Origin of the sequence: Labrenzia sp. THAF187b (genome assembly GCF_009363375.1) — a bacterium.
Lineage (GTDB): Bacteria > Pseudomonadota > Alphaproteobacteria > Rhizobiales > Stappiaceae > Roseibium > Roseibium algicola.
Genome location: NZ_CP045344.1, coordinates 2,213,786 through 2,239,093 on the forward strand (window position 1 = coordinate 2,213,786; position 25,308 = coordinate 2,239,093).

General features: G+C 59.1%; 21 protein-coding genes. 11 read left to right on the forward strand and 10 right to left on the reverse strand.

What is annotated here, in order from left to right; genetic code table 11:
- Together FIV03_RS10235 and FIV03_RS10240 are read left to right on the forward strand one after the other, a co-directional pair.
- Entirely contained in the window at positions 1-537 is a 537-nt protein-coding gene (locus FIV03_RS10235; protein WP_286202282.1) for an OmpA family protein, read from the forward strand.
- Between the two features lie 115 nt (positions 538-652).
- Positions 653-1,744, forward strand: a complete 1,092-nt coding sequence (locus FIV03_RS10240) for a LacI family DNA-binding transcriptional regulator (RefSeq protein WP_055661151.1) — start codon at positions 653-655, stop codon at positions 1,742-1,744.
- A 224-nt stretch (positions 1,745-1,968) separates the two neighbouring features.
- Here the strand turns inward: FIV03_RS10240 and FIV03_RS10245 are convergent, their stop codons facing one another.
- The 4 genes from FIV03_RS10245 to FIV03_RS10260 all read right to left on the reverse strand — a co-directional run bounded on the left by FIV03_RS10245 (position 1,969) and on the right by FIV03_RS10260 (position 7,846).
- Positions 1,969-3,597: a BCCT family transporter gene (locus FIV03_RS10245; RefSeq protein ID WP_152509491.1), complete on the reverse strand. Its 1,629-nt coding sequence runs from the start codon at positions 3,595-3,597 to the stop codon at positions 1,969-1,971.
- A gap of 29 nt (positions 3,598-3,626) precedes the next feature.
- The gene (locus FIV03_RS10250; protein WP_209009927.1) at positions 3,627-4,067 is read right to left on the reverse strand and encodes a universal stress protein; all 441 of its coding nucleotides are present in this window, start codon (positions 4,065-4,067) and stop codon (positions 3,627-3,629) included.
- 274 nt (positions 4,068-4,341) lie between these two features.
- Positions 4,342-6,513: a diguanylate cyclase gene (locus FIV03_RS10255; protein WP_152509492.1), complete on the reverse strand. Its 2,172-nt coding sequence runs from the start codon at positions 6,511-6,513 to the stop codon at positions 4,342-4,344.
- A gap of 151 nt (positions 6,514-6,664) precedes the next feature.
- Positions 6,665-7,846 (reverse strand): pyridoxal phosphate-dependent aminotransferase, encoded by a 1,182-nt coding sequence (locus tag FIV03_RS10260; protein WP_152509493.1) that lies wholly within the window; start codon positions 7,844-7,846, stop codon positions 6,665-6,667.
- A gap of 230 nt (positions 7,847-8,076) precedes the next feature.
- On the opposite strand from FIV03_RS10260, the gene FIV03_RS10265 reads away from it, so the two are divergent.
- The 5 genes from FIV03_RS10265 to FIV03_RS10285 all read left to right on the forward strand — a co-directional run bounded on the left by FIV03_RS10265 (position 8,077) and on the right by FIV03_RS10285 (position 12,426).
- Entirely contained in the window at positions 8,077-9,165 is a 1,089-nt protein-coding gene (locus FIV03_RS10265; protein WP_031270558.1) for a GTP-binding protein, read from the forward strand.
- A gap of 12 nt (positions 9,166-9,177) precedes the next feature.
- Positions 9,178-10,155 carry a WD40 repeat domain-containing protein gene (locus FIV03_RS10270; protein WP_152509494.1) on the forward strand — a complete coding sequence of 326 codons (978 nt, stop codon included), beginning with the start codon at positions 9,178-9,180 and terminating at the stop codon, positions 10,153-10,155.
- A 36-nt stretch (positions 10,156-10,191) separates the two neighbouring features.
- Positions 10,192-10,692, forward strand: a complete 501-nt coding sequence (locus FIV03_RS10275) for a DUF2937 family protein (protein ID WP_152509495.1) — start codon at positions 10,192-10,194, stop codon at positions 10,690-10,692.
- A 98-nt stretch (positions 10,693-10,790) separates the two neighbouring features.
- Positions 10,791-11,690, forward strand: a complete 900-nt coding sequence (locus tag FIV03_RS10280; RefSeq protein ID WP_152509496.1) for a LysR family transcriptional regulator — start codon at positions 10,791-10,793, stop codon at positions 11,688-11,690.
- Between the two features lie 196 nt (positions 11,691-11,886).
- Complete coding sequence (locus FIV03_RS10285; RefSeq protein WP_152509497.1) at positions 11,887-12,426, forward strand: TetR/AcrR family transcriptional regulator; 540 nt, start codon at positions 11,887-11,889, stop codon at positions 12,424-12,426.
- Between the two features lie 143 nt (positions 12,427-12,569).
- Here the strand turns inward: FIV03_RS10285 and FIV03_RS10290 are convergent, their stop codons facing one another.
- Positions 12,570-13,643 carry a Glu/Leu/Phe/Val dehydrogenase dimerization domain-containing protein gene (locus FIV03_RS10290; protein ID WP_152509498.1) on the reverse strand — a complete coding sequence of 358 codons (1,074 nt, stop codon included), beginning with the start codon at positions 13,641-13,643 and terminating at the stop codon, positions 12,570-12,572.
- 240 nt (positions 13,644-13,883) lie between these two features.
- Here FIV03_RS10290 and FIV03_RS10295 point away from each other — a divergent pair, with 240 nt between their 5' ends.
- Positions 13,884-15,818: a DUF1007 family protein gene (locus FIV03_RS10295; RefSeq protein WP_286202283.1), complete on the forward strand. Its 1,935-nt coding sequence runs from the start codon at positions 13,884-13,886 to the stop codon at positions 15,816-15,818.
- Here FIV03_RS10295 and FIV03_RS10300 read toward each other — a convergent pair whose 3' ends face one another.
- The 3 genes from FIV03_RS10300 to FIV03_RS10310 form a co-directional block, all read right to left on the reverse strand.
- Positions 15,819-16,577 (reverse strand): gamma-glutamyl-gamma-aminobutyrate hydrolase family protein, encoded by a 759-nt coding sequence (locus FIV03_RS10300; protein ID WP_152509500.1) that lies wholly within the window; start codon positions 16,575-16,577, stop codon positions 15,819-15,821.
- Between the two features lie 82 nt (positions 16,578-16,659).
- A complete protein-coding gene (locus FIV03_RS10305) occupies positions 16,660-17,328 on the reverse strand; it encodes a response regulator transcription factor (protein WP_055661261.1) in 669 nt (222 codons plus the stop codon).
- Between the two features lie 7 nt (positions 17,329-17,335).
- Entirely contained in the window at positions 17,336-18,697 is a 1,362-nt protein-coding gene (locus tag FIV03_RS10310; protein ID WP_152509501.1) for a cache domain-containing protein, read from the reverse strand.
- 189 nt (positions 18,698-18,886) lie between these two features.
- Between FIV03_RS10310 and FIV03_RS10315 the strand changes: the two genes are divergently transcribed.
- The 3 genes from FIV03_RS10315 (at position 18,887) to FIV03_RS10325 (ending at position 23,785) form a co-directional block, all read left to right on the forward strand.
- Entirely contained in the window at positions 18,887-19,987 is a 1,101-nt protein-coding gene (locus tag FIV03_RS10315) for a TRAP transporter substrate-binding protein (RefSeq protein ID WP_077291725.1), read from the forward strand.
- A gap of 75 nt (positions 19,988-20,062) precedes the next feature.
- Positions 20,063-21,097: a TRAP transporter small permease subunit gene (locus FIV03_RS10320; protein ID WP_152509502.1), complete on the forward strand. Its 1,035-nt coding sequence runs from the start codon at positions 20,063-20,065 to the stop codon at positions 21,095-21,097.
- A gap of 21 nt (positions 21,098-21,118) precedes the next feature.
- Complete coding sequence (locus tag FIV03_RS10325) at positions 21,119-23,785, forward strand: TRAP transporter large permease subunit (protein WP_152509503.1); 2,667 nt, start codon at positions 21,119-21,121, stop codon at positions 23,783-23,785.
- A gap of 81 nt (positions 23,786-23,866) precedes the next feature.
- On the opposite strand, the gene FIV03_RS10330 is transcribed toward FIV03_RS10325, so the two are convergent.
- A complete protein-coding gene (locus FIV03_RS10330) occupies positions 23,867-24,556 on the reverse strand; it encodes a hypothetical protein (RefSeq protein WP_152509504.1) in 690 nt (229 codons plus the stop codon).
- The gene (locus FIV03_RS10335) at positions 24,553-25,275 is read right to left on the reverse strand and encodes a response regulator transcription factor (protein ID WP_023003610.1); all 723 of its coding nucleotides are present in this window, start codon (positions 25,273-25,275) and stop codon (positions 24,553-24,555) included. Before FIV03_RS10335 ends, FIV03_RS10330 begins: the two co-directional genes overlap by 4 nt.
- Positions 25,276-25,308: the final 33 nt, after the last annotated feature.

A 25,308-nucleotide genomic window follows, 5' to 3' on the forward strand; every position in this document is an offset into this window, starting at 1 on the left:
TTGGAAAATACATTTGGCCGGATCGGCCGGGGCGCAGTCTTTGCGCTCATGATCGGATTTGGAGTGGCCGGCTGCAACAGCGCCGGTGGATTGTCGTCACCCGACGTGACCAACGCACCAGCTGCCGGGTTCGGAAATATTTCGCCGGGTTCGGAAGAGGAATTCATCATCAATGTCGGACGCCGGGTCTATTTCGACCAGGGCTCGGCTGTGGTCACCGATGAGGCCCGCATCACAATCGAAAATCAGGCCAAGTGGCTGAAGTCGAACAAGAAGTGGCTGGTCAAGATCCAGGGGCACGCCGACGACCCGGGCAGCGAGGCCGCGCAGAAGACATTGTCGACCCAACGTGCGAACGCGGTCATGGCCGAACTGGTCAAGCTGGGGGTCAATCCCAAGCGCATGTGGGTGAAGGGCTATGGCGTGGAGCGTCCGGTGACGGATTGCGACAAGGTCACCTGTCAGTCACAGAACCGCAGGGTTGTCGTCAATCTACGTGAGGAATTCGACGATTCCGCTCCCGCTGGAAGGCGCTGACCTCTGTGAGGGGCTTCGATCCCAAACTTCGGAAAAACAGAAAAACCTGTTTACCCAGAGGGGAGAGGGCTATAACGGTCTCTCCCAACGCCGCTGCGGTTATTGAGAAATAGGAATGTCTGAAGACAACGGTTCCCCTCCCTCCCAGCCGGAATTTCCGCAAAAGCCTGGTAAAAGGCTCACTCTCGGGCACATTGCCGACCAGCTCGGTATTTCCACGGCAACCGTGTCGCTGGCGCTTCGGGACAGTCCGCTTGTTGCCGAGGAAACCAGGGCGAAGGTCAAGCAGACCGCGGAGGAGATCGGCTATATCTACAACCGGTCGGCGGCTTCTCTCAGAACCGCCCGTAGCCAGATTGTGGGCGTTGCCGTTCATGACATCCTGAACCCTTACTTCGCCGAAGTCTTTTCTGCGCTCGAGGACGTTCTGGAAGAGCAGGGGCAGATGATCTTCATCTGCAACCACCGTGACGACGTCAAACGCCAGCGTGCGTTCGTGAACACGCTGTTGCAGCACCGCGCGGACGGATTGATCCTTTGTCCTTCGGTCGGAACCTCGGCCGAAGAGATCAACAGGCTGGTGGACCAGGGGATACCCGTGACGCTGGTGGCGCGCGAGGTTCCGGGGGTCTGGGCACCGTGCGTACGCGGTGACGATCTTGCCGGCACCTATCAGATCACCAAGCACCTGATCAAACAGGGACACAAGGACATCGCCATGGTTGGCGGTCGCCGTGGCAGCTCGACCGGCCGCTATCGCAATGCCGGCTGGCGCAAGGCGCTGGAAGAAGCGGGGATCGATCCCGCAAGCCAGCTTGACCTGCCGGAGCTCATGACCCAGGCCGATGGCCGGGCCGCAGTGCCGAAGATCCTGGAAGCCGAACATCGCCCCACAGCCATCGTCGGCTTCAACGATCTCGTCGCCCTTGGAATGATGACCACGTTCCGGCGAGCGGGGATAGAACCTGGGCCGGACATGGCGATTACCGGTTATGACGATATCGACGGCGCCGATGCGCGCACGCCGGCGCTGACGACGGTGTCAGCCCAGCCGGACAAGATCGGGCGGCTGGCAGCACTGACCCTGCTGCGCCAGATCGCGGGCGACCGCGTGCCCAATACACCCATCGTCATCGAGCCTGACGTGCGGATCCGTGAAAGTTCGCCGCCTCCCGGCGTGCGACTGGCTCCCAAGCTGGCGGACTAGACTAGCCGGCTGGCGGTTGCCGCCTGCTTTTAAGAGGCAGTCAGTTCATCCTGTCGGCCCTCGCCTCGCGCGGGTCTGGAACAATCCAAGCATTTTGAGGCTGCTGCTCCCTGATTCCGGCTCGCGATTCGCCTGACCGGGATGCTTGCGACGTGGCTCGTCATGTTCGGATGCAAAAACGGGCGGCCTGAGCCGCCCGTTCCAGGTGTTCCTGTTGTTTCAGGTCAGCGCGGTTCGTCCGCCAGTCCCTTGAAGATGGCGTAGCAGGCCAGCAACAGCACGATCGTGAAGGGGAACCCGGTCGAGACCGCCATTGCCTGCAGGGCACCCAGGCCCCCGCCAAGCAAAAGCGCGATGGCAACCAGACCTTCGAAGGTGCACCAGAACACGCGCTGCGGCACCGGAGCATCGACCTTGCCGCCTGCCGTGATCGTGTCGATCACCAGCGAGCCGGAGTCCGAGGAGGTGACGAAGAACACGATGACCAGAATGATGGCGATGAACGAGGTGATCGATGCCATCGGCAGATCGGCGAGCATGCCGAAGAGCGACAGTTCGGGGCTGTAGCTCGCAATCACATATTCATGCACCTGGCTGTCGCTGTTGGTCAGGACCTGTTCGATGGCGGTGCCGCCGAACGCGGTCATCCAGATTACCGAGACGATGGTCGGAATGATCAGGACGCAGACGATGAACTCCCGAACAGTGCGGCCACGGCTGACACGTGCAATGAACATGCCGACAAACGGCGACCAGGAGATCCACCAGGCCCAGTAGAACGACGTCCAACCCTGGCGGAAGCTATCGTCCTCGCGGCCGAATGGCATCGACAGCGGCACGATTTCCCTGCCGTAGGCGATAATGTTGGAGAAGAAGTCCGAGATCAGCGTTGCGGTTGGCCCTGCGGCAATCACGAAGACCAGCAAGAGCGCCGCAATCAGCATGTTGATTTCCGACAGCACTTTAACGCCGCCGTCGAGACCACGCAGAACCGAGACCAGTGCAACAGCGGTGATGCCGATGATCAGCACGACCTGTGCCGTGGTGCTGACAGGAATGCCGAAGACGAAATCGAGACCGGCGTTGGCCTGCTGGGCGCCGAAGCCGAGCGAGGTGGCGAGACCGAACAGGGTGGCGAACACGGCCATGATATCGATGACATGGCCCGGCCAGCCCCAGGTGCGCTCACCGAAGATCGGATAGAACACCGAGCGCATGGTCAGCGGCAGCCCCTTGTTGAAGGAGAAGATTGCAAGAGCGAGTGCAACCACTGCGTAGATCGCCCAGGGGTGCAGTCCCCAGTGAAAGATCGTTGCAGCCATGCCCATGGCCTTCGCGGCCGCGACATTTTCCGGAATGAGATTTCCGTCCGCGTCAAAAGGCTTGGGCACGCCGACCGGCTCGGAAAAGGCCATGTGATAGACCGGTTCCAGCACCCCGAAGAACATCAGGCCAATGCCCATGCCCGCGGCGAACAGCATGGCGAACCAGCCGAAATAGGTATAGTCGGGTTCGGCGTCCTTGCCGCCGATGCGGACGTTGCCGAGAGGGGTGACGATCAGCGCCAGGCAGACGAGGACGAAGACGTTGCCGGAGATGATGAAGAACCAGTCGAGGTTTGATGTCAGCCACTTGCGCAGATGATCGAACATCGGGCCGACTTCGGTCTGAAAGGCGAGGGTCAGAAAGACGAAAGCAACGATGGTCAGGCCAGAGACCAGGAAAACCGGATTGTGGATGTCGAGGCTGAAAGGGCCGACAGAGGTTTCGATGTTGTCCTGGCCGATCTCGTATTCGGTGTCGATGAGATTGGCGGCGCCTTCCGGATCCGGAATGCCTTGATTGTCGCTCATGGGAGCGCTCCTTTTGTTCGGGAAACGGGTTATCTCACGAGGAAGACGGATACATCTGCATGGCTCGCGACACGTCCACCGTTCGACGGCCAGAAGTGATCCGGCACGTGCGGGATGTGCGTTGCCATGACAACGAGATCCGCGCCGGTATCGTGAACAGCCTTCAGAATCGCGTTTTCCAGGTCGACAGCCGGATCGTGAGAGAAGACAGCATGACCGGAAGCGGTGATCCCGTGTTTCTGCCCTTCTGCGGCAGCGTAGGCAGCCAGCTTTTCCCGAAACTCGTCCGGCGTGTGGGCCAGGGCGCTTGGTGTGTTTGAAGTTACCGCCGCAAATACCACGGGAATACTATTGGTTTTTGCTATGTAAGCACCCGTTGCGATGGTTTTTTCAAGTTTATCCGCATGACTGAGGTCAATCGGAACTAGTATTTTTGTGAACAAATGTCCCTCCAAGATCTGTTCAGGCAAGAATATACAAGATTCAAGCCGTAGAGGTCCTTGCGCGGAGGGTCCGCTTCAGTATTGCATTCTAGTGTAATGTCGTCTTGTCCCGCTCCGCTACGATTACACTACTGTTGCATATACGGAGGGCGGCGTCAAAAGAACGGCAAGAATACGTCCCGATGCGACATATTGGCGCGTTGGGTTCGAAATAGCGCGAAATTTTGCGCGCGAAGCCGGGAAAACGCTACGGCATCGCGTGTCGAACGTGGATGCGACCAGGTCAGACGGTCTGGGCCGGTCAGAGGGCCGGAGCGTGTTCCGGATACGAACTCTTGTGGGCAACGCATTTGTTGCGGCCCGTCGACTTTGCCTCATAAAGCGCCGTGTCGGCCTTTTGCATGAGGGTTGAAAATTCCAGATCTTCGCGGGCGACGGTGGCAAGGCCCATGCTGCAGGTGACGGTCTGTTTGACGATGTCGAGCTGGCATTCCTCGATAATCTTCACCCGCAGACGTTCACACACCAGCATGGCATCTTCGATTTCGGCGTTGTGCAGGATCATGCAGAACTCTTCGCCACCGACCCGGCCGAAGATGTCGACAGCACGCAGGGCGCTGCTGACGGTATCGGAAAATTTTTTCAAAACTTCGTCGCCGGTGGCATGGCCGTACAGATCGTTGATCTGCTTGAACTTGTCGATGTCCATCATCACAGCCGTGAAGGGGCGCTTGGTGCGGCGGAAGCGTTGCACTTCTGTATTGGCCCGTTCCAAGAAAGCGCGGCGGTTCAGGATCTGGGTCAGGTCGTCGATGCTGGCGACCCGCTCCAGGTTGATCTTGGCGTTCATCAGGGCCTGATGATCGCGCTGGCGGGCGATCTCATGTCCGACCCAGTCCGCGAACTGACGCACGATCTGAAGATCCGACGGGGAAAATGCCCTTTTGCGCACGTCCGGGGCCGTGAAGTTGATTGTCCCATGAACTTCACCATCCACGAGAATCGGGGCGCCGATATACGTCTCCAACTTGAAGATCTCGTGGCAGGGATGCCTGGCGAACTCCGAGCTCGCGGCATTTGAGGTCGCGATCGGCTCTTCGGACTTCAGCGTCAACAGACAATAGGTGTCCTGCAACGGAAACGAAGTGCCCGGAACGAGTTCTCCTTCCGGGCTCTGGGCGTGCGTGATCGTGTAGTGGTCGTCAATCACGTGACTGATAATGCCGAAGGGAACCTCGAAGTGTTCGGTCCCCAGACGCAGGATTTCGGCAATCTTGTCTTCGTGGCCGAGCTCGCGGGTCGAGGTGATGGCGTAAAGCTCGGCCAGCGTACGTTCCGTTTTCTTCCGGTCGGTTATATCGGAAATCAGAACCACGATAGCTTCAACGGCACCGTCATCGCCGAAGCGCGGGTTACAGCTCATCAGGCATTCGCGCAATATGCCGTCGGGAAAATGGAAGCTGACTTCCGATGAAACCTTTTCACCGCTCATCGCTTCCTCGAAGATCGTGCGAACGGTTTCACGTTCCTTCCAGGGTAAGCGGTCACGAAGCCGGGTGCCGATGAGCGTTTCCGGCTTTTCGTTGAACCAGTCACACGCGGTCTTGTTGATGAAGACGCATCTGCCCTCCAGATCGACTTCGGTGACACTGGCAACAATGTTGTCGGCCATGAGCGAAAGGTTCTTGTAGGCGTTTTCGGCCTTGGCCTGGGCGTGTTTGAGTTCCGTGATGTCGAACCGGATGCCGGCGATGCCGCCGGCGCGGGTGCGGGTTTCCGAAATGCGCAGCCAGCGGCCGTCACTGAGGTTTTGCTCCAGGACCGTGCCATCGCCGGCCTGATGCCGATCGAGGCGCTCCGCCAACCATTCGTCGTCCGTCTTGCCGCCCGTCTCGTATTGCTTGCGGTTCAGGCCGAACCGCAGGATGTCCTCGAAACGATTGCCGGGGAACATGGCCGGTGCCGAATGGGCATAGATCTCGCGATAATTGTCGTTGCAGATAACCAGCCGGTCATCCTTGTCGTAGAGTGCGAAGCCTTCCGAAATCGCGTCCAGGGCATCTTCAAGCGTCAAGGCGATGTCGCTCAGTTTGCTTTCCAGCGCCTTTCGTTCCGCCTGATCCCGCGCGATAAACAGAATGCCGGTCAATGAGTGTTCTGTATCGAAGAGCGGTGCGCTGACAACCTCGACGGATACGCTCGACCCGTCTTCGAGCACCAGATCGATTGAATAGGCCTTGCGGTTCCGGTGATCGGTCGGAGTTTGATAAAGTTCGGCCATCTGGGCGAACTGGTTCGGATCGGCGAAGAACCGTTTTGTCGTCGTGCCAACAACCTCTTCGCGGTCCACCTTCAGCAGGTTGGACATGGCCTTGTTCATGAAAATGATGGTGCGTTCGGGGTTGGTCACGAGGACACATTCGTTCAATTCGCCGAACGTCTGTTCAAGATCCAAAGTGATGTTCTTGGTCATTTCCGTCCCCGTTGTCCGACCTTTTTGCGGGCCGCGATGCCATTCAAGACAATAAAAGTTTAATAAAAGGGATACGTAACGGAAGACTCCTTGAAGAAAATACGCATGTTAACCTTGGAAAGGTCTGGCGATCAGTATTTATGCCAAGTTTTCAGTTCTTGCGGTTTTCGTTCAGGAATTTTTCTATCCGTCCCAGCGCATCGCGTATGTTGTCCGTGGAATTCGCGTAAGACAATCTGATGTAGCCTTCGCCCAATACACCGAAGTCGGGGCCGCCGATGGTCGCAACGCCGGTCTCTTCCAAAAGGGCGGATGCAAGTGCCTTGGCCTTCCAGCCGGTCTGCTTGATATTCGGAAAGGCGTAAAAGGCGCCAAGCGGAACGCGGCAGGAAATACCTTCGATGGCGTTCAGGCCGTCAACGGTCACCTTGCGCCGACCGTCGAATTCCCGAACCATGTCCGCCACTGCGGTTTGCGGTCCGGTAAGCGCTGCAAGAGCGCCGAACTGGGCGGGGGCGTTGACACAGGACCACGCGTTGACCGCGAGCTTGCGCGCCTTGTCGATCAGGCCTTCGGGCCAGAGGGAGAAACCCATCCGCCAGCCGGTCATGGCATAGGTCTTCGACCAGCCGTCGAGCAGGATGAGCCTGTCGCGCAGCGACGGGAACCCCAACAGGGAGACGTGTTCCATGCCGTCATAGGTCATCTGCGAATAGATTTCGTCGGACATGACGGCTACATCAGGGAAGCGTTCCAGCCCGGCGACGAGCTTTTCTATTTCGGCACGCGGGGTGACCCCGCCGGTGGGGTTGGCCGGCGAGTTCAGGATCAGAAGCCGGGTCTTGTCGGTGATCAGCGACAGCGTCTCTTCGGCAGAAAAGGCAAAGTCGTTTTCCTCGCGGATCGGAACCGGCACGGGCCGGGCGCCCGTGAACTCGATCATCGAGCGGTAGATCGGGAAGCCCGGATCGGGATAGAGAATTTCACTTCCCGGTTCGCCGAACATCAAGATAGCCATGAACATGGTGACCTTGCCACCGGGAACGATCAGAACGTTGCCGGGGTCGGTCTCCACCGCGTGACGTTTCAGAAGGTCGGCGGAGACTGCTTCGCGTAACGGGGCAATGCCGGTTGCGGGCGTGTAACCGTGCTGACCGTCGCGCAGGGCCTTGATGGCCGCTTCAACGATGTGATCCGGCGTTTTGAAGTCCGGCTGACCAATGCCCAGGTTGATGATGTCGCGGCCTTGTGCGGCAAGTTCCGTTGCCCGCGCCAGCACGGCGAATGCGTTTTCCTCGCCAATCCGGTCAAATCCGCCAATCGTGTGCAGCATTTTGGTCTCCATGCCTTTGCGCGCTTCCTCGAGCCGACGTTAATGCGGCGGACAAGGATTTGAAAAGGCTGAAGAACGGTCAAAGCGTTCGGGCGAGTGTCCACAGGTATGGCGGGAAAAGGGAAATTTCCGTACCGCCCTCCCAATACGGCGGTGAAATGCTTATATTCGCGCCCAAGCGGCCCGCCGATCGGCGGGCGACCCTTTATCTTCTGCCAGGAAAGCGCGCAATGACTGCGACCCAGGACAGCCAGGCACAGATCCCCGTTACCGTGTTGACGGGGTATCTGGGTGCCGGCAAGACCACACTTCTCAACCGGATCCTGACCGAAAACCACGGTCAGCGTTATGCGGTTATCGTCAACGAGTTCGGCGAAGTCGGCATCGATAACGATCTGCTCGTGGAATCCGACGAAGAAATCTTCGAAATGAACAACGGCTGCATCTGCTGCACCGTGCGCGGTGACCTGATCCGCACTGTGCAGAACCTGATGAAGCGCAAGAATGCCTTTGACGCGATCATCGTCGAGACCACCGGTGTTGCCGATCCGGCTCCGGTCGCACAGACCTTCTTCATGGACGACGATGTGCGTGCTGCCGCGAAACTCGATGCGGTCGTGGCCGTTGTCGATGCCCGCCACGTGCTGCAGCGTCTGGAAGACACCGAAGAGGCCGAAGACCAGATCGCCTTTGCCGATGTCATCCTGATCAACAAGACCGATCTCGTCTCGGGCGAAGAGCTTGCCACCGTCGAGGCGCGTATCCGTTCGATCAATCCGTATGCCGTGCTCCACCGGAGCGAGCGTTGCGGTATCGAGATTGCCAAGGTGCTGGATCGGGGTGCGTTCGATCTCGACAGGATCCTGTCGCTCGATCCGCATTTCCTTGAGCATGGTCATCATGCCGACGAATGCGGTCCGGACTGCGACCATGACCACCATCATCACGGCCACGATCATCATCATGACCATGGGCACGATCATGGACATGGGCATCACCATCATCATCACGATGAAGATCCCCATTCGGTGAAGAGCATTTCCCTGAAGGCAGGCGACCTTGATCCCAACATGTTCTTTCCCTGGATCAACCAGGTCACGCAGGTTCAAGGCCCAAACATTCTGCGCCTGAAGGGCATCATTGCCTTCAAGGGGGATCCGCAGCGCTATGTCATCCAGGGGGTGCACATGATCGTTGAAGGCGATCATCAGCGCGACTGGAAAGAGGATGAACCGCGAGAAAGCCGCCTGGTCTTCATCGGCCGCGATCTCAACTGGGATGTCCTGAGAGACAGTTTCCAGGCCTGCGCCGCGCAATAAGGAAGAAGAGACTTGCCGACAGTTGCTCCCGTGGAGGTGGACGGCTTCGTCGTCCGCGCCGGCTATCTGAAAGACACGGCCTTTTTTGCATCCGGAGAAGGCGACATCGTCCTGTCCGGACAGGGTGAAACGAAACTGAAGCCGCACAAGGCCGGGCTTCTGGCTGCCGAACCGACAATCGACGGCAAGGGGCTGATCACATCGGGTGACGACGGCTGCATCTTCCTGAGTGCGGCGGACGGGTCGAGCGAATGCGTCGCCGAACGGCCGCGCAAGTGGATCGACCTGATCGCTGCCGGGCCGTCCGGTGCGCTTGCCTTTGCCAGTGGCCGCACCGCCTGGGTGCGGTTCGCGGACGGGCGCGAAAAGGAATTTGCGCATGAACGGGCGGTCGGCGGTCTTGCCTTCGCGCCCAAGGGCATGCGGCTGGCGGTCGGGCGCTACGATGGCGCGACACTCTGGTGGGCCGGCACGGACGGCGCACCGGTCGAGCTCAGCTGGAATGGCGCGCATCTGGGCGTGAGCTTTTCGCCCGACGGCAAGTATGTTGTTACCGCCATGCAGGAAAACGCGTTGCACGGCTGGCGCCTGTCGGACAGCCAGGACATGCGCATGACCGGCTACCCGGCCAAGGTCAAATCGTTCAGCTGGTCGGTCAAGGGGCGATATCTGGCGACCTCCGGTGCCAATGCCGCGATCCTCTGGCCGTTCTTCGGCAAAACCGGGCCGATGGGGCAGACACCGCTGCAGTTGGGCACAAGGGGTGACAACCTGGTCAGCGCCGTTGCCTGCCACCCGAAGGAGGATGTCGTTGCTGTCGGCTATCAGGACGGCATGATCCTGATGTGCCGGTTCGAGGACAATGCCGAGGTGCTGTTGCGGCGCCCGGGCCTGGGGCCGGTCTCTACAATGGCCTGGGATGCCGATGGAGTCCGGCTGGTCTTCGGAACGGAAACCGCGGAAGCCGGGATCATCAGTCTGCAGGACTGACGGGCCGTAACCTGGAAAGGGAGATCCTGACACGCGATGGCACGTATCATGATGCTGATTGTCATGTTGCTGAGTGGAACCGCGACGTCCCAGTTGCCGGAGTTCACACAGCAATATCGCCAGCGACTTGGTGGGGCCATCGACGCTCTGGAGGAAATTCTGGCCGATTTCAATCGTGATGCCGCTCGTTACGGGCTGACGTCGGCAGAAGCCATAGCGCGTCAGAAATCCTCGGAAGATCCCTTTATCAGAGCGCGCGGCGACAGCATGCTGAACGCCGAAATCCGCTTGAGCAGGCTGAAACTGCAGCGGGAGGAGCTGGAAACGGCCGGGCCGCTGGATCGCATGATCATCTTTGCGCGTGGCTTCGACCCAACCCTGGCGCAGGCAACGGCCGAAGACTACGAACCGGCCATTCCGGTAACGCCGGCCGGCTTTGCCAGTGCGGGTGTCGGAGCACTTGGCGGGCTTCTTGTCATCCGCCTGCTGATCGGCGCAGCGCGCCTTGGGCGCCGCGCCAGACCTGCCCGGCACTAAACGCCCCGCCAGGCCGGCCTTTGGCGAAGCCTTTGACCGGCCGCCGGAAAATACGCTAAGCAGGGTTTCTGGAATGGCCCCAACGGGAAGGATGCCGGATGGACGCAATCACGCGGATGCGCTGCTTCATTCAAGTTGTCGATTCAAACGGATTTTCCGCAGCAGCCCGTGAAATGGGACGGTCCAAGGCGCTGGTCTCGAAATATGTCGGCGAGCTGGAAGACGAGCTGGGTGTGCGTCTGTTGAACCGGACCACCCGTCAGGTGTCGCTCACCGAAGTCGGCGAGGCCTATTACAAGGAAGCCGCCGAAATCCTGCAGCGGATCGATGATCTGCAAGCCTCGGTTCAGTCGTCGCACCAGGAAGTCCGCGGCCGTTTGCGTGTTTCGGCTCCCCGTTCGATGGGCGACGACCTGCTGAACCAGGCCATGATGCATTTTCTGGTGAAGTATCCGGAAATCAATCTGGACCTCAGGCTGGAAGACCGCTTCGTCGATCTCGTGGAAGAAGGTTTCGATCTCGCGGTCCGGGTCACGCAGCTGGAAGATTCCAGCCTGATCGCCCGGAAGATCGCCCCTTTTCGCACCGTGGTGTGCGCCACGCCTGAAACGATCGAGACCTATGGGGCGCCGAATGTGCCCGCCGATCTTTCCACACGGCCTTGCATCATCGATACGAACTACCGCTACAAACAGAACTGGGCCTTCTACACGAATGGAGAGCGTTCGTCGGTGGCAGTGAAGGGGCCGCTGGAAGTCAACAGCGCTGCCGCGGCGCGCGAAGCGGCGCTATGTAACCTCGGTTTCCTTCGTACACCGCTGTTTTTTGTGTCAAAAGATATCCGCGACGGCAAACTGGTTACGCTACTGGAGGCCTATGAGGAGCCGATGCGCGGTATTCATGCAGTTTATCCGCACCGTCGGCACTTGAGCGCAAAGGTGCGCGCCTTTGTTGATTTTCTGGTCGAATGGTATTCGTCAGGTCAAAATGACTGCTGAATTTTTTTAGCTGGTTCAGCTATTTTCCATTCCTTTGAGAATACGCATCAGGATTTTAATTTCCCCGTCGTTTTTCTTTATTAAATGAATGTAATCTGTAAATTTCTATCTATGGTTATTTAAGGGAAATTACTTACAATAAGTTTCGATGAAGGTTTTCCTTGAAAAGCCGATGTATAAATCCCAAGGTTTACTCATGGAAAACGCGCAGGAACATATTGCCGCTCGTCTGGAAGAAGTTTTCTGGAGCCGGGGTTTCGCCGAACCGAGCGTTCCCGAGCTAAGAGCTGGCGCGGGTGTCAGCATGCGCACGCTTTACCGTCATTTTCCCTCACGCGAAGCGATGGTTCTGGGCGCCCTTGAATACCGGCATCGGCGCTACCTCTCCTATGTTCGCGAAGGCGTGACGTTGCCCGGGCTTGAGGCGGCCGTTCAGCTTTTTGACAAGCTGGGTGGCTGGATGCGCATGACAGCGGGCAAGGAGTGCCTGTTTCGCCAGGCGCTTGCAGCAAATCCCGGCAGCACCGAAATAGCGGCGATGGTCAAGCGCCACAAAGGCGAGCTTCTGCGTTTCTTTGGTGAATTGAGCGGACAGGAAAGCTTTGCCTCGCGTCTTTACCTCCTGCATGAAGGCGTCACGGCCTGTTATGCGGAAATGGGGGAAAGAGCCGTTGAAGACGCTAAAATCCTCGTGAGGCAGATGTTCAAAGCCTCGAACGAGAGCCAGTTTTCCTGATCCCTGATCCCTGATCCATTCTGGGTTTGAGGCGTTTGCGCGTGCGTTGCCGAACTTCGTGCCGACCACACAAAGCCGGTAAGCGGGGCAGGGCCGTCAACGGCGGCTCCTGGCCGCCGTCTTGTCAGTCGTCAGAAGTGCTGTCAGGCAGCCTTTGCTTTCGCCAGACGCTCTTCCGCCATTGTGTCTGCCACATGTTCCGGGGTGGTGTTCTCTAGAGCGGCCCGATCGTAGATCTTTGCCAGGGTTTCGCCGATCGCGATGGTTTTGTCGCGGACCACGTTGTCGCCGCTGTTTGCGGTCGCCAGCGCGATGGAAATCACGCCACCGGCGTTGATTGCATAATCCGGAGCATAGAGGATGCCGCGCTTTTTCAGCGCTACGCCGTCCGCCGGGGTCTGCAACTGGTTGTTAGCAGCACCAGCTACGATCCTGGCCTGGATTTGCGGAACCGTGCGGGCGTTGAGACCTGCGCCAAGCGCACAGGGCACAAAGATGTCTGCCTCGACCATGTGTGCTTCAGCCGGATCCACCGCGGTGGCGCCGAACGCATCAATGGCGCGCAGTACGGCCGGTGCGTGAATGTCAGAAACGATGAGCCTTGCGCCGGCTTGGTGAAGCTGGCGGGCGACGTCAAAGCCGACATGGCCAAGGCCCTGCACGGAAACGGTCTTGCCGGACAGATCGCTGCTGCCGTAGACAAATTTTGCGGACGCCTTGATACCTTCGAAGACACCGAGAGCCGTATAGGGCGACGGGTCGCCGAGGCCGGTTGCCTTGGTGCCGCGCACATGGGCGGTCTGGCGGGCGACGGCTTCCATGTCGTCCGGCGACACGCCGACGTCTTCTGCGGTGATGTAGGTGCCGGACAAGCGATCCACATGGCGGCCGAACGCCTCCATCAGGGCTTCGGACTTGTCCTTGCGGGGGTCGGCAATGATGACGGCCTTGCCGCCGCCGAGATCAAGGCCTGCCAGAGAGTTCTTGTAGGTCATGCCGCGGGACAGGCGCAGAGCATCCGTCAGCGCATCCGCCGGGTTCTCGTAGGGCCAGACACGGCAACCACCAAGTGCCGGGCCGAGCGTGGTGTCGTGGACGGCGATGATTGCCTTCAGGCCGGTGGCCTTGTCCTGGACAAAAACGATGTCTTCGTGATCGCCCATCTCCGGATGATCGAAAACGGCACTGTGGTGAACTGATTTATGCAAGGCGTTCATGGCTGGCTCGGTGCAGTGGTTATTGTTGTGAATATTTTAGGCTGCATTCCGGGAATATTGTCTTTTTTCTCCTAATTTTAAACGTTGGATGAGTTGAAACATTCCTCATTTGATTTCCAAGGGTGAAAATTGTTCCCTGGGCGTTTTGCGCCGCGAAATTGTCGCGGTCATCTTCCTGCCGTCTTCTCTGGTCAAACAACGCACTGCGTGTCATGTAAACATATTACATCTGATCAGTGGGTGATCCCGTTGCGCTTGCTTTCCACCTTTCGAGCCAAGGTTCTTCCTGCGGCCTCTCGCCGTTTCCTGTTGGGTCTGGGTCTTCTGTTGGCTGCTCTTGCCGGAGCCAGTGCGCACCCGCATGTCTTTGTCGAAGCACGAAGCAAGCTGGTATTCGACGATGCTGGACAGGCGATTGCGCTTCAGCACGTGTTTCGTTTCGATGATGCGTTTTCCGCTTTCGCCATCCAGGGTTTCGACAAGGATGGTGACGGTCACTATTCCCGTGAAGAGCTGAGTGAACTGGCGAAGGTCAATGTGGAGAGCATGGCCGATTACGGCTATTTCACGTTTGGTGACAATAGCCGGGTCGAATTCGATTTCGATGACCCGACGGATTACTGGCTGGAAGTGGTCAAGGTTCCCCTCGAGGACTACTGGGTGATGAAGCCCGAGGACTTTGAGGCCATGGAGGAAGATGTCCGCATGAATGGCGGCTCCATGCCGGACGATGTGAACCTGCTGGAACTGCATTTCACGTTGCCGTTCAAACAGCCTAGCGATACCAAGAACTTGATCACGCTCGACGTTTACGATCCGACCTATTACGTCGATTTCCGCTTTGGTGCGGGGGACGATGCGCTGGGGACGGAAAACGCACCGGGCACTTGCCGTGTGAGCCGCAAGGAACCGCCACCGCTGGATGATGCCGAAGCCTATGCACTTGCTCAGATCGGTGCAGACCAGCGTGACCTGCCGCCCGAGCTTCAGTCCGTTGCTGCCTCGCAGGTCAATCAGATGCTGGTTGCCTGCGGTGATGCAATGGCCGCCGCGAGCTCCTCGTCCGGAACTACGGAAGCCGCAACGCCCGGAACCACGTCCGCTTCCACGTCCACGGACACTGCTGCCAGCTCGCCCGCCGATGCTGCCGCGGCAATTACGGCTGCACTCGATACGGCGAAGGCTTCAGAAGAAGCGGTTGCCGCGCCGAAGGCGGGTTTCCTCGATACTGTTTTCGGGACAATTGCAGTCAAGCAGAAGGAATTCTACCAGGCGCTGGTCGCCAGTCTCAGGGCCTTCCGCAACAACCCGCATGCGGCCTGGCTGCTGATGGGGCTTTCCTTCGCGTATGGCATCTTCCACGCAGCAGGGCCGGGGCATGGCAAGGCCATCATCACGTCCTACGTGGTTGCCAACAACGAGACCCTTCGCAAGGGTATTTTTCTCTCCTTTGCCTCGGCGTTCGCACAGGCCGTGACCGCGATCCTTCTGGTTGGAGGTCTGGCCGTCGTTTTCAATCTCACCAGCATCGCGATACAGGATACGGCGCGGTGGTTCGAGATCGGATCCTATGTGCTGATCACCGGTCTGGGCGGCTGGCTGTTGTGGCAGAAAGCCCTTCGTCCGCTGGCCATGAATGTGGCGTCCCGTCTGTCAGGTTCCCAGCTCGCGCTCGCGGGCGCTCCGGCTGCCGGTCATCACGGTCATGGCCATAGTCACGATGACCACCACCATCATCATGGCCACGATCATCACCACCATGACCATCACCATCACGAGATCGGCTCTGACGGCGTGTGCGCCACATGCGGTCATGCCCATGCCCCGACACCAGACATGCTTCAGGGCAAGATTACTCTTGCCCGGGCCGTATCGATCATTTTTGCAGTTGGTCTTCGGCCCTGTACCGGCGCGCTGGTGGTGCTGGTCTTTGCTCTTTCGCAAGGCATGATCGCAGCCGGCATCGCTTCCACCCTGGCGATGGCGGTTGGCACCGGCATAACCGTCTCGCTGCTGGCGGGCATGGCAGTCGGGGCCAAGGAACTTGCCGTGCGGCTTTTCGGCGAAGGCAGTCCGATGGCGGTGAAGGTTCACCGGACGATCGAAATCGTCGGGGCAGCCATCGTCTTCCTGCTGGGGCTCACGCTGCTGATCGCAACGCTCGGCTGGGGCTGATTACAAACCCAGGCGCTTGACGCGATAAGCCCGGACGGCATCACCGAAAGCGGCAAACAGCTTTTTCGACGGGCCGTCCGTCGACACCCAGTATTCCGGGTGCCACTGGGTCGCGAGGACGTAGCCGGCACTATCCTTGACGGAGGCTGCTTCGATGGTCCCGTCTTCGGCTTCCGCTTCCGCGATCATGCCATTGCCCAGCCTGCCGACAGCCTGGCGGTGGAGCGAATTCACCTCGAAAGGCTCGTTGCCGACAACGGCCGCCAGACAGCTGCCTTCGGCGACTTCCACCGGATGGGCAATCCGGAAACGTTCGTCTTGTCGTTCGGATGTCGGCGCGCGGTGATCGGCACGCCCGTCAAGGGACTGGATCTCGGTCAGTAGCGTACCGCCAAGGGCAACATTCAATTCCTGCATTCCGCGGCAGATGGCAAAGACGGGAATGCCGCGTTCGACTGCGCGCTTAAGCAGCGGCAGTGTCGTGGAATCGCGGGACGGATCGTATGGACCGTTCTCTTCCGTCGGCACTTCGCCGTAAAGTTCCGGATTGACGTTGGACCGGGACCCGGTCGCCAACACTCCGTCGACCTGGTCCAGAGCTGCGTCCAGGTCCAGATCCGCCCCCAGGGACGGCAGGATCATCGGGATGGCATCGGAGCCTTTCAGCACGGCCTGCAGATAGGTTGAGGTCGCGGCGTGCCAGTTGTAGCCCTCGATGGTTTTCACATCGGCGGTTACCAGGACGAGTGGTTTGGTCATTTCATGCCTGTCAGATGGGAGACCCGTGTCTCCGGAAGTGTTTGGCCAAGGTGTGGACCCAAACAGATTTAGCCGAGCCGGATCAGTCCAGCAATCCCAGATCCTGCGCGACCTTGTAGAGCTGAGCGGCATTCTTGTTGCCGACCTTTTCCCGCAGGTTCAGGCGGTGGGATTCGACGGTGCGCACGCTGATGCCCAGTTCTTTGGCGACTTCCTTGTTGGGCTGGCCTTTGGCAATGGCCGTCAGCACCTGGCGCTCCCGATCGGTCAGCCCGTATGGGTCTTCCACCGGTGCGGATGTGCCGGCACCAACCAGCGTCGGGCCGACCGCGGAGGAGAAATAGTACCCGCCATTGGCAACACTGGTGATCGCAGTAATCATCTCGGCTGCGGAGATATCCTTCAGGATGTAGCCGCGGGCACCTGCCTGGACGACACCGCGCACATACTCCGGGTTGTCGTAGACCGACAGGATCAGTACCGCGATTTCAGGCAGCGTCTTGCGCATCTGGGTCGCCGCTTCCAGCCCGTTCATGACCGGCATGGACACATCCATCAGGAGAACGTCGGGGCGCAGGTCACGGGCGAGTGTCAGGGCATCGCGGCCGTTTGTTGCTTCACCGACCACTTCCAGATCGGCCACCTTTTGCAGCCGGGCCCGGATACCGTCCCGAACCAGCTCATGGTCGTCTGCCAGAAGAACGCGGATGGGCCTGGTAAATGACCGGGGTGAAGGTGAATGCACTGTCATCTTTGCATCATGCCGCTTTTGCCGCCGCATTGTCGAGCGGCATCTGGACTTTAATACGGGTTCCGCCGGAAGCACGTCTGCTCAGGGTTAACCGGCCACCGTAGGTTTCGATCCGCTCGCGCATGTTGCGGAAGCCGAGGCCGCCGGATTTCGGCAGCGGGCGGGGGAGGCCGACGCCATTGTCTTCCACCGAGAGCACAAGCTGCTGCATGCCGACCTTGAGGGAAATCGCGACCTCGCTGGCGTGGGAATGGCGCGCAACATTGGTCATGCATTCCTGAACCACACGGTAGAGGGCGGTCTTGGCACCTTCCGACAAGCGGGCGTGGCATTGCTCCGCCTGAACGTTGACGGTGATGCCCGACTGGTTCTGGAACTCCTTGCCGAGACTGCCGAGCGCAGCCGCAAGGCCCATGTCATCAAGGACACTGGGTCTGAGATCTCGCGATATCCGCCGGACCTCGGCAATGGTTCCGTCCAGCGTCTTGAGGCATTTGGCTGCCTGCACCTGAAGATCCGGATCCCGGTTAGCCTCGCTATGGATCATTTCGACGCCATAGCGCACGGACACCAGAAGTTGGGAGATACTGTCGTGCAGTTCAGTGGAAACGCGTTTGCGCTCCTGTTCCTGCACCTGGAAGATCCGGTTGGTCAGCTCTTTCAGCTTGGTGTCGGCAAAGCGCTGTTCGGAGAACCGCACACCGGCGATGAGGAAACCCGCAATGACGATGGCCGCAAGCGTGATCATGAAGGTGACGAACAGTGTCTGCCGAATGGAGCGGGCAAAGTCGGTGCGGATCGCGGTGACCTCGCGGGCGATGTCATCGGTGTAAAGGCCGGTGCCAAGCATCCAGCCCCACTTGTCGAGCAGGATCGCGTAGCCGAGCTTTTCCTCGACCGTGCCTGTGGAGGGCTTGTGCCAGACATACTGGTGGAAGCCGCCGCCGTTCTGGGCCGCCTCGATCAGGTTGCGGATGACGTAGTCGCCGTTGTCATCCTGGAGCTGCCACCAGTTTCCCCCCACGAGGTGCGGCAGCTTGGGATGGACCAGGTTGGTGCCGTCGAGCGTGTAAACGAAGAAATAGCCGTCGTAGTCGAAGGTCAGATGCTGCAGGATCATCCTGACCTTTTGCTGGGCGGCTTCGCGACCTCCGGGTTCTTCCTTGTAGATCTGCTCGATCGAGGTGAGAGCAAGACTGACGTAGTTCCGGATTTCCTGGCGCTTGGAGGACAGGATGCGCTGTTCCACTGCCTGGGTCTGCGTGTTGATCAGTTCCCGAGACTGATAGTAGGTGGCCGCACCGATGAGTACGGAGACGGCGATCAATGGCAGGATCGTGATGAGCAGCAATTTGGTCTTGAAGGTCACGAATTTTGCTCTCTTGTTGCGCGAACATGCGGCAAACGATTATCTCTCTTGCGTGGTTCTCGGTAGTATTACTGAGAAGCTGCGCAGAACCACGAATAGCGCTTCAGACACTCGGTCAACTAGACATACCTCGAGATCGGTGCAAGTGTGTACCCGGTCCGAAATCGGGTCCGATTAGGGAGGAAACTAATGGATCGTCGTTCGTTTATCAAAAAGGCTGGTATTGGTGCCGGCGGTGTCGCCGCTGGATCCTTGCTGGCTGCTCCGGCAATTGCGCAGGGCACCAAGGAAATGGTCATCGTGTCCACATGGCCGCGCGACTTTCCGGGTCTCGGTATTCCCGCACAGCGCCTCGCAGCCCGTATTGCAGAGCTGACCGCAGGTCGCCTCAACGTTCAGTATTTCGCCGCTGGCGAACGCGTTGGTGCCTTTGACTCCTTCGACGAAGTCGCTTCCGGTAACGCGCAGGCCTACATCGGCGCCGATTACTACTGGAAAGGCAAGCATCCGGGCTGGGCAGCATTCACTGCCGTGCCGTTCGGTCTGACCCAGGCTGAAATGGACGCCTGGATCAAGTACGGCGGCGGCCAGGAACTGTGGGATGAGCTGGCTGGTGAATTCGGCCTGAAGAACTTCGCCATGGGCAACACCGGTGTCCAGATGGGCGGCTGGTTCAACAAGGAAATCGAAACCGCTGACGACCTGAAGGGTCTGAAGATGCGTATTCCGGGTCAGGGCGGCGACGTCATGGCGAAACTCGGCGCGTCTCCGGTGTCCCTGCCGGGTGGCCAGATCTACGAAAACCTTGTTTCCGGCGCGATCGATGCAACCGAGTGGGTTGGTCCGTTCAACGACTACTTCATGAAGTTCTACGAAGCTGCCAAGTACTACTACTATCCGGGCATGCACGAGCCGGGCGCCATGCTTGCTCTGGGCATGAACAAGGCATTCTGGGATAGCCTCGACAAGGTCGATCAGCAGATCATCGTTGCAGCGTGTGCGGAAGAAAACTCCAACACGATGGCTGAAACCAACGCCAACAACGGTAAGTACCTGACCCGCCTGATCAACGAGCACGGCGTTGAGCTGCGTGAGTTCTCCGACGAGATCTACGACAGCTTCGGTGAAGCCGCTCAGGAAGTCCTGGAAGAAGCGATGGATCATTCCCCGCTGTCCAAGAAGATCTTCGAGAGCGTCATCAACGCACGTCAGGAAATCGGCAGCTACATGGCGATCGCCGACATTGCCTACAGCAACAAGCGTAACCGTTACCTCGGCATTCCGAAGTAATCGGTTGAGCAAATAAAAGGGGCGGGAGAAATCCCGTCCCTTCTTCTTAGACAAAGATAAAAAGGCACAGCCACGATGACGGCCTTGGACAATGTTCAAGACGGCTCGCCTGTTATGAATTCCGGTGGTAAAGCCTCGCCGGAGAGCGCCCGCTTCTTCCGCCTGTGCGGCTGGATCGTATTGGCGATCATGACGGCGTTTCTGCTCAACAACTACCTGACCTATTGGCAAGACCTTCCAGGCATTGCGCCCATTTTCGGCGGCGCGGCCAATGGATCCATGCCGATTCTCTGGTCCTGGTTGCAATTGGCGCTCTATGCGGCGTTTGTCCTGTTGGCCTTCGGCTACGTGCGGACGAACGAAAACACGCTGCGTGAAGACAGCGTCCGGGTCACCAACATCAACGCCTATCTCATCAGGGCCTGCTTCTTCGCGGTGCTGATCGTCGGGCTGGTCGACAGCGCGATCTCGTTCCTGCGCATCGAGGGCTTCCTGCCCGATGTCGTCGGGCAGGCGCTTGCCGACGATCTCGGCAAATCTCAGTTCCGGGGCCCTTATGTGCACATGCCGCTGATCGCGCTTTCTTTCGTGATCGCAGCCTTCACCCGCACGCTCGGCTTCACCTGGCTTGCGCTTCTGGTGGTTGCCGCTGAACTGATGATCGTGATCGGCCGTTTCGTCTTCTCCTACGAGCAGGCCTTCCTCGCCGATCTTGTCCGGTTCTGGTACGCGGCGCTGTTCCTGTTCGCCAGTGCCTACACGCTGCTTGAAGAAGGGCATGTTCGGGTCGACATCTTCTATGCGGGCCTGTCCTCGAAAGCCAAGGGCATCGTCAACGCGGTCGGTTCCGTTGTGCTCGGCATCAGCCTTTGTACCGTCATCCTGGTCATCGGCATGGGCGGCAAGCAGAACATCATCAACAGTCCGATCCTGACCTATGAGACCACGCAGGCCGGCTTCGGTCTTTACGTGAAATATCTCATGGCGGGTTTCCTGGGCGTGTTCGCCGTTTCCATGATGATCCAGTTCGTGGCCTATTTCCTGGACGCGGTTGCCGATATTCGCGGCGAACCGGGTGGCCGGGATCATGACAGCCACACTGTTCAATAGAGCCTGACGAGACCGCTTGATATGGAACTTTTCTTCCTTCTTCTCCTGGTCGTCCTGATGGCGATTGCGCTTGGGTCGGGTTTCCCCGTCGCCTTCGCGCTCCCCGGATCGGCCATCCTGACCATCGGCATCGCTGCCGGATCGGGCTACCTGTTCGCCGGCGACCCCGGCGCGTATTTCTCTCACGGTGGCCCAAGCCAGTGGCTCAGCGCGGGGGTGACGAACTTCCGTGGCATCTACTGGGAGGCCGAGCGAGATACGCTCATAGCCATTCCGCTGTTCGTCTTCATGGGCATCATGCTTCAACGGTCCAAGATCGCTGAAGACCTGCTGGTGACGATGGCACGGCTGTTCGGCCCTGTGCCGGGTGGTCTCGGTATTTCCGTGGTTTTCGTGGGTGCTCTTCTGGCAGCCACCACGGGCATCGTCGGCGCAACCGTCGTCGCCATGGGCCTGATCTCGCTGCCGGCCATGCTGCGCAACAAGTATTCGGTGCCGCTGGCAACGGGAACGATTGCCGCTTCCGGGACACTGGGGCAGATCATTCCGCCGTCGATCGTTCTGATCATTCTGGCCGACCAGCTCGCCAGCGCGGTCGATCAGGCCGGTTCGCTGCGCCAGACACTTTACAAGGCGAGCACCGGCGAACTGTCGATGCCGTCGGACTACTCTGTCGTTTCGACCAGTGCGGGCGAAATGTTCCTGGGTGCCTTCCTGCCGGGTCTTGTGCTGGTTGGCCTCTACATGCTGTTCATTCTGGGTTTCGCGCTGTTGAACCCGAAAGCAGCTCCGGCAGTCCATGAAGAAGGCACCTTCACGCGTGCGTTCGCAGGCAAGGTTGTTCTGACCCTTGTGCCGCCGCTGGCCCTGATCTTCCTGGTGCTTGGTTCGATCATCGCCGGTGTTGCTACCGTGAACCAGGCCGGCGCCATCGGTGCCGTCGGCGCGATGGTCATGGCCGGTTATCGTCTTCGTGACGGCAAGCGCGGAGCCTACAGCCCGGCGATCCTGGCCATTCTGGCCTTGCTGGGTCTGGCCGTGGTTGTGAGTTTCTTCGGCTCGGTCAACATCAAGCTGATCCAGACCAGCGACGATGTTCTCGCCCTGGTGCTGGCAATCATCGCCGTTTCGCTGCTGCTGATCGCGGTCCTTTGGTCCGGTTGGCGCACGCTGAAGTTCGAAGACACCCTGCGGGGGGTGATGGTGGAAACCGCCAAGACCACCGCGCTGGTGTTCATCATTCTTCTCGGCGCTGCCATGCTGACCTCTGCCTTCCGTGCCTTCGGCGGGGAAGAGCTGGTCAAGAACTTCCTGCAAGGATTGCCGGGCGGGTTCTGGGCTCAGTTCCTGATCGTGATGCTCGTGATCTTCATCCTCGGCTTCTTCCTCGATTTCATCGAGATCGCCGTCGTGGTGGTGCCGATCGTTGCGCCGATCCTGCTTGCCGATCCGGAAGCAAACGTCACCGCCGTGTGGCTTGGCGTGATGATCGGTCTCAACATCCAGACCTCGTTCCTGACACCGCCCTTCGGCTTCGCGCTGTTCTATCTGCGCGGCGTTGCTCCGGCCGTGGTCAAGACGCTGGACATGTACAAGGGCGTGGTTGCGTTCATCTGCCTGCAGTTGCTGGCGCTCGGCATCGTCGGGCTCTATCCGCAGCTTGTGAACTATCTGCCGAACCGCTCGTCGCTGCTGTCCGAGACAGCTCCGCCGCCAAAGAACCCGCGTCTGCAGTACTGCATGGAGACTCTCATCTACGAGGACTTCCAGCAGAACGGCGACAAGATCCTGTCGGCAATCCAGTCGGTCGAATCCATCGACATGAGCTATCTGCCGGAAGATCTGCGCGATGATGTCATGGACGGTCTGGAAAAGGCGAAGGAAGCCATGCCGCAGATGGAAGCTATCCATGCGGCGGAGGTCGAAGTTGCAGCAGCAGCGGGTGCCTATAAACCGGTGCACACGCAGGTTCGTGCCATCGAACGCGATGCCCGCCGTCTTGATGACCGGATTGCCGACCTTCAGGTCATCGTTGACCGGTCGGGAGAAACCGGCATCTACACGGCTGCACAAGGTGAACGTGCCCAGGCTCGTATCGACGAGCTGAAAGCCCGGCATGAAGCCCTGATGGCTCAGATCCCGTCCGATTGGCAGGATACCTACACAACCTTCGCCAAGATCCAGAAGGCAGAGGATGTGGCCAGGATGACCTATCGTCGGACTGTCGATCAGGCTTACGAGCCGATCGCGGAGCTGAAGGCGATCCTCAACGGTGCTGATCTTGTTGCAAGCTTCAAACCGGAACTCGAAGCCCTGAAGGCCGAAGTGCCGACGCTTGAGCCGGAAGCGGCCGAAGACGCGATTTCGGCCATGCGTTCGCGGGTTGGAGACGCGGAAGGCACGAGCGACATTCGCGATGGCCTGAACGAAGCCCGCAAGATCATGCGCAGCCGTCAGCCGAACGCGGAAGAAGCTGTTGCTGAAATCGACAAGTCGATTGCGGCTCTGGATGCGGATCTTGCCTGGCGCCGCAAAGGGGCCGAGGAAATCCTGCCGCAGCTGGAAACCTTCGATGACGCCGTGGCAGCCAATATCGGTGTGAGAGCCCAGAACCGTTTGCCGACGGATATGGCTCTGGATGTTGCCGGATGTCTTTCCGGGCATCGGGATATTTCCCTGAGCTTCTGATCTTCAGAAGCTTTCCAAGATGCAAAAAGGGCTGTCCCGGTGGACAGCCCTTTTTTAGTTGTCTGACTGGTCTTGCGGAAGTCAGGCGAAGCGCTGCCAGGCGGACGTGAAAATACCGGCGGCTTCGGGCGCTTCAATAATGCGGCCATGACACATGACGATCCGTTTCACGGGCCAGCTGCCAACAGCTTCCTGAAAGGGGGCGATGCCGGATTTGTCGCGGATCGCGTAGCGGTGATAGAAGGCCACGCCCGGCGCGCCGTAGCATCCGATTGCCCTGAAGAACAGTTTTTCGGTGAAATTGTGTTCCGGCTGATAGTTATAGAGCAGGTCAGCCGTTACCAGCGTGCCCGAACGCCGGTGAAAGAGAACCGTTTCGTTCAAGTCGTGCCCGCTCAGTGTCGCATGCTCGATTTCTCCATCAGCCACGACTGTTTTATCAGTGACAATTTCCGAGTTGGCGATCTTGCCGATCTTCCGTTCAAGCCCTTTGGGAACAAGTACACGGGCATTTGGAAAATGGTCCTGTGCGGCGCGCAGATACATGTGATGGAACAGGTTCGGTGCAAAGAGTACCGCGATTTCGCCAAGGCTGCGGAGGGTGTTCCTGACACCCTGGTCCAGTGCCACCGGAGAGTGGAGCACCAGTCCGGCGGCGGTTTCCAGAACGGTCATGCGAAGGCTGCCCTTGCAGCCGAGCCTGGTAAAGGTGGTGTCGAGCGTCCAGACCCCTTCGTCGAGTTTTCGGAGTTCCTGTGCGGAGTTGCTCATGACCACTTCACATCACAGGCCAGCATGTAGCCGGAACCGTAGATGGTGCGAATGTGGGCGGGCTCGTTCTTGCGGTTGAGCTTCTTGCGGATGCGCGAAATGCGTACATCGATGGACCTGTCGAGGCTCTCGTCACGGCCGCCATGTTCAAGCAGGTAGTCTCGCGACAGCACGCGCTTGGGGGCTCTCAGCAAAGCTTCCAGCAACGTGGCCTCTCCGGTGGACAGAAATGTTTCCTCGCCTTCCGGAGAGGTCAGGCAATGGGAGGCGGGCTGGTAGGTCCAGCCTTCGAACCGGGCGCAGTCGACGCTGGCCTTCACCGGTGCCTGGTCGGACGAGCGACGCAGAATGGAGCGGATGCGCGCAACCACTTCGCGCGGGTCAAATGGTTTGACCACGTAATCATCCGCGCCAAGTTCCAGCCCCATGACACGGTCGGTGGAATGTCCGCGCGCCGACAGAACGATGATCGGCACTGATGACCGGCGTCTGATCTCGTTGATGAGCGCCATGCCCTCCATATCAGGCAGGCCGAGATCGACGATGCAGGCATCCGGTGTTTCCAGGCCGAGTGCGATCAGCATCTGTGAGGCCGTGGAAAACACCTTGCCTTCCATCTCGAACTGGAGAAGGGCATCCAGCAGCAAGTTGCCGATTTCCGGTTCGTCGTCGACGATGAAAACCGTGCGTTTGGTTGCCTGGAGGGAGCGTGTCTGCAAGGCGCGTTCCTGTGTCCTAGATCAAGGGTTACT

What these genes read in the sequence shown, in the direction of transcription:
- FIV03_RS10245 (WP_152509491.1), bottom strand. Translation starts at nt 3,597, where the DNA reads ATGAGCGACAATCAAGGCATTCCGGATCCGGAAGGCGCCGCCAATCTC.
- FIV03_RS10285 (WP_152509497.1), top strand. Translation starts at nt 11,887, where the DNA reads ATGGAAAACGCGCAGGAACATATTGCCGCTCGTCTGGAAGAAGTTTTC.
- FIV03_RS10325 (WP_152509503.1), top strand. Translation starts at nt 21,119, where the DNA reads ATGGAACTTTTCTTCCTTCTTCTCCTGGTCGTCCTGATGGCGATTGCG.
- FIV03_RS10305 (WP_055661261.1), bottom strand. Translation starts at nt 17,328, where the DNA reads ATGACAGTGCATTCACCTTCACCCCGGTCATTTACCAGGCCCATCCGC.
- FIV03_RS10260 (WP_152509493.1), bottom strand. Translation starts at nt 7,846, where the DNA reads ATGCTGCACACGATTGGCGGATTTGACCGGATTGGCGAGGAAAACGCA.
- FIV03_RS10280 (WP_152509496.1), top strand. Translation starts at nt 10,791, where the DNA reads ATGGACGCAATCACGCGGATGCGCTGCTTCATTCAAGTTGTCGATTCA.
- FIV03_RS10320 (WP_152509502.1), top strand. Translation starts at nt 20,063, where the DNA reads ATGACGGCCTTGGACAATGTTCAAGACGGCTCGCCTGTTATGAATTCC.
- FIV03_RS10275 (WP_152509495.1), top strand. Translation starts at nt 10,192, where the DNA reads ATGGCACGTATCATGATGCTGATTGTCATGTTGCTGAGTGGAACCGCG.
- FIV03_RS10290 (WP_152509498.1), bottom strand. Translation starts at nt 13,643, where the DNA reads ATGAACGCCTTGCATAAATCAGTTCACCACAGTGCCGTTTTCGATCAT.
- FIV03_RS10255 (WP_152509492.1), bottom strand. Translation starts at nt 6,513, where the DNA reads ATGACCAAGAACATCACTTTGGATCTTGAACAGACGTTCGGCGAATTG.
- FIV03_RS10240 (WP_055661151.1), top strand. Translation starts at nt 653, where the DNA reads ATGTCTGAAGACAACGGTTCCCCTCCCTCCCAGCCGGAATTTCCGCAA.
- FIV03_RS10265 (WP_031270558.1), top strand. Translation starts at nt 8,077, where the DNA reads ATGACTGCGACCCAGGACAGCCAGGCACAGATCCCCGTTACCGTGTTG.
- FIV03_RS10330 (WP_152509504.1), bottom strand. Translation starts at nt 24,556, where the DNA reads ATGAGCAACTCCGCACAGGAACTCCGAAAACTCGACGAAGGGGTCTGG.
- FIV03_RS10300 (WP_152509500.1), bottom strand. Translation starts at nt 16,577, where the DNA reads ATGACCAAACCACTCGTCCTGGTAACCGCCGATGTGAAAACCATCGAG.
- FIV03_RS10315 (WP_077291725.1), top strand. Translation starts at nt 18,887, where the DNA reads ATGGATCGTCGTTCGTTTATCAAAAAGGCTGGTATTGGTGCCGGCGGT.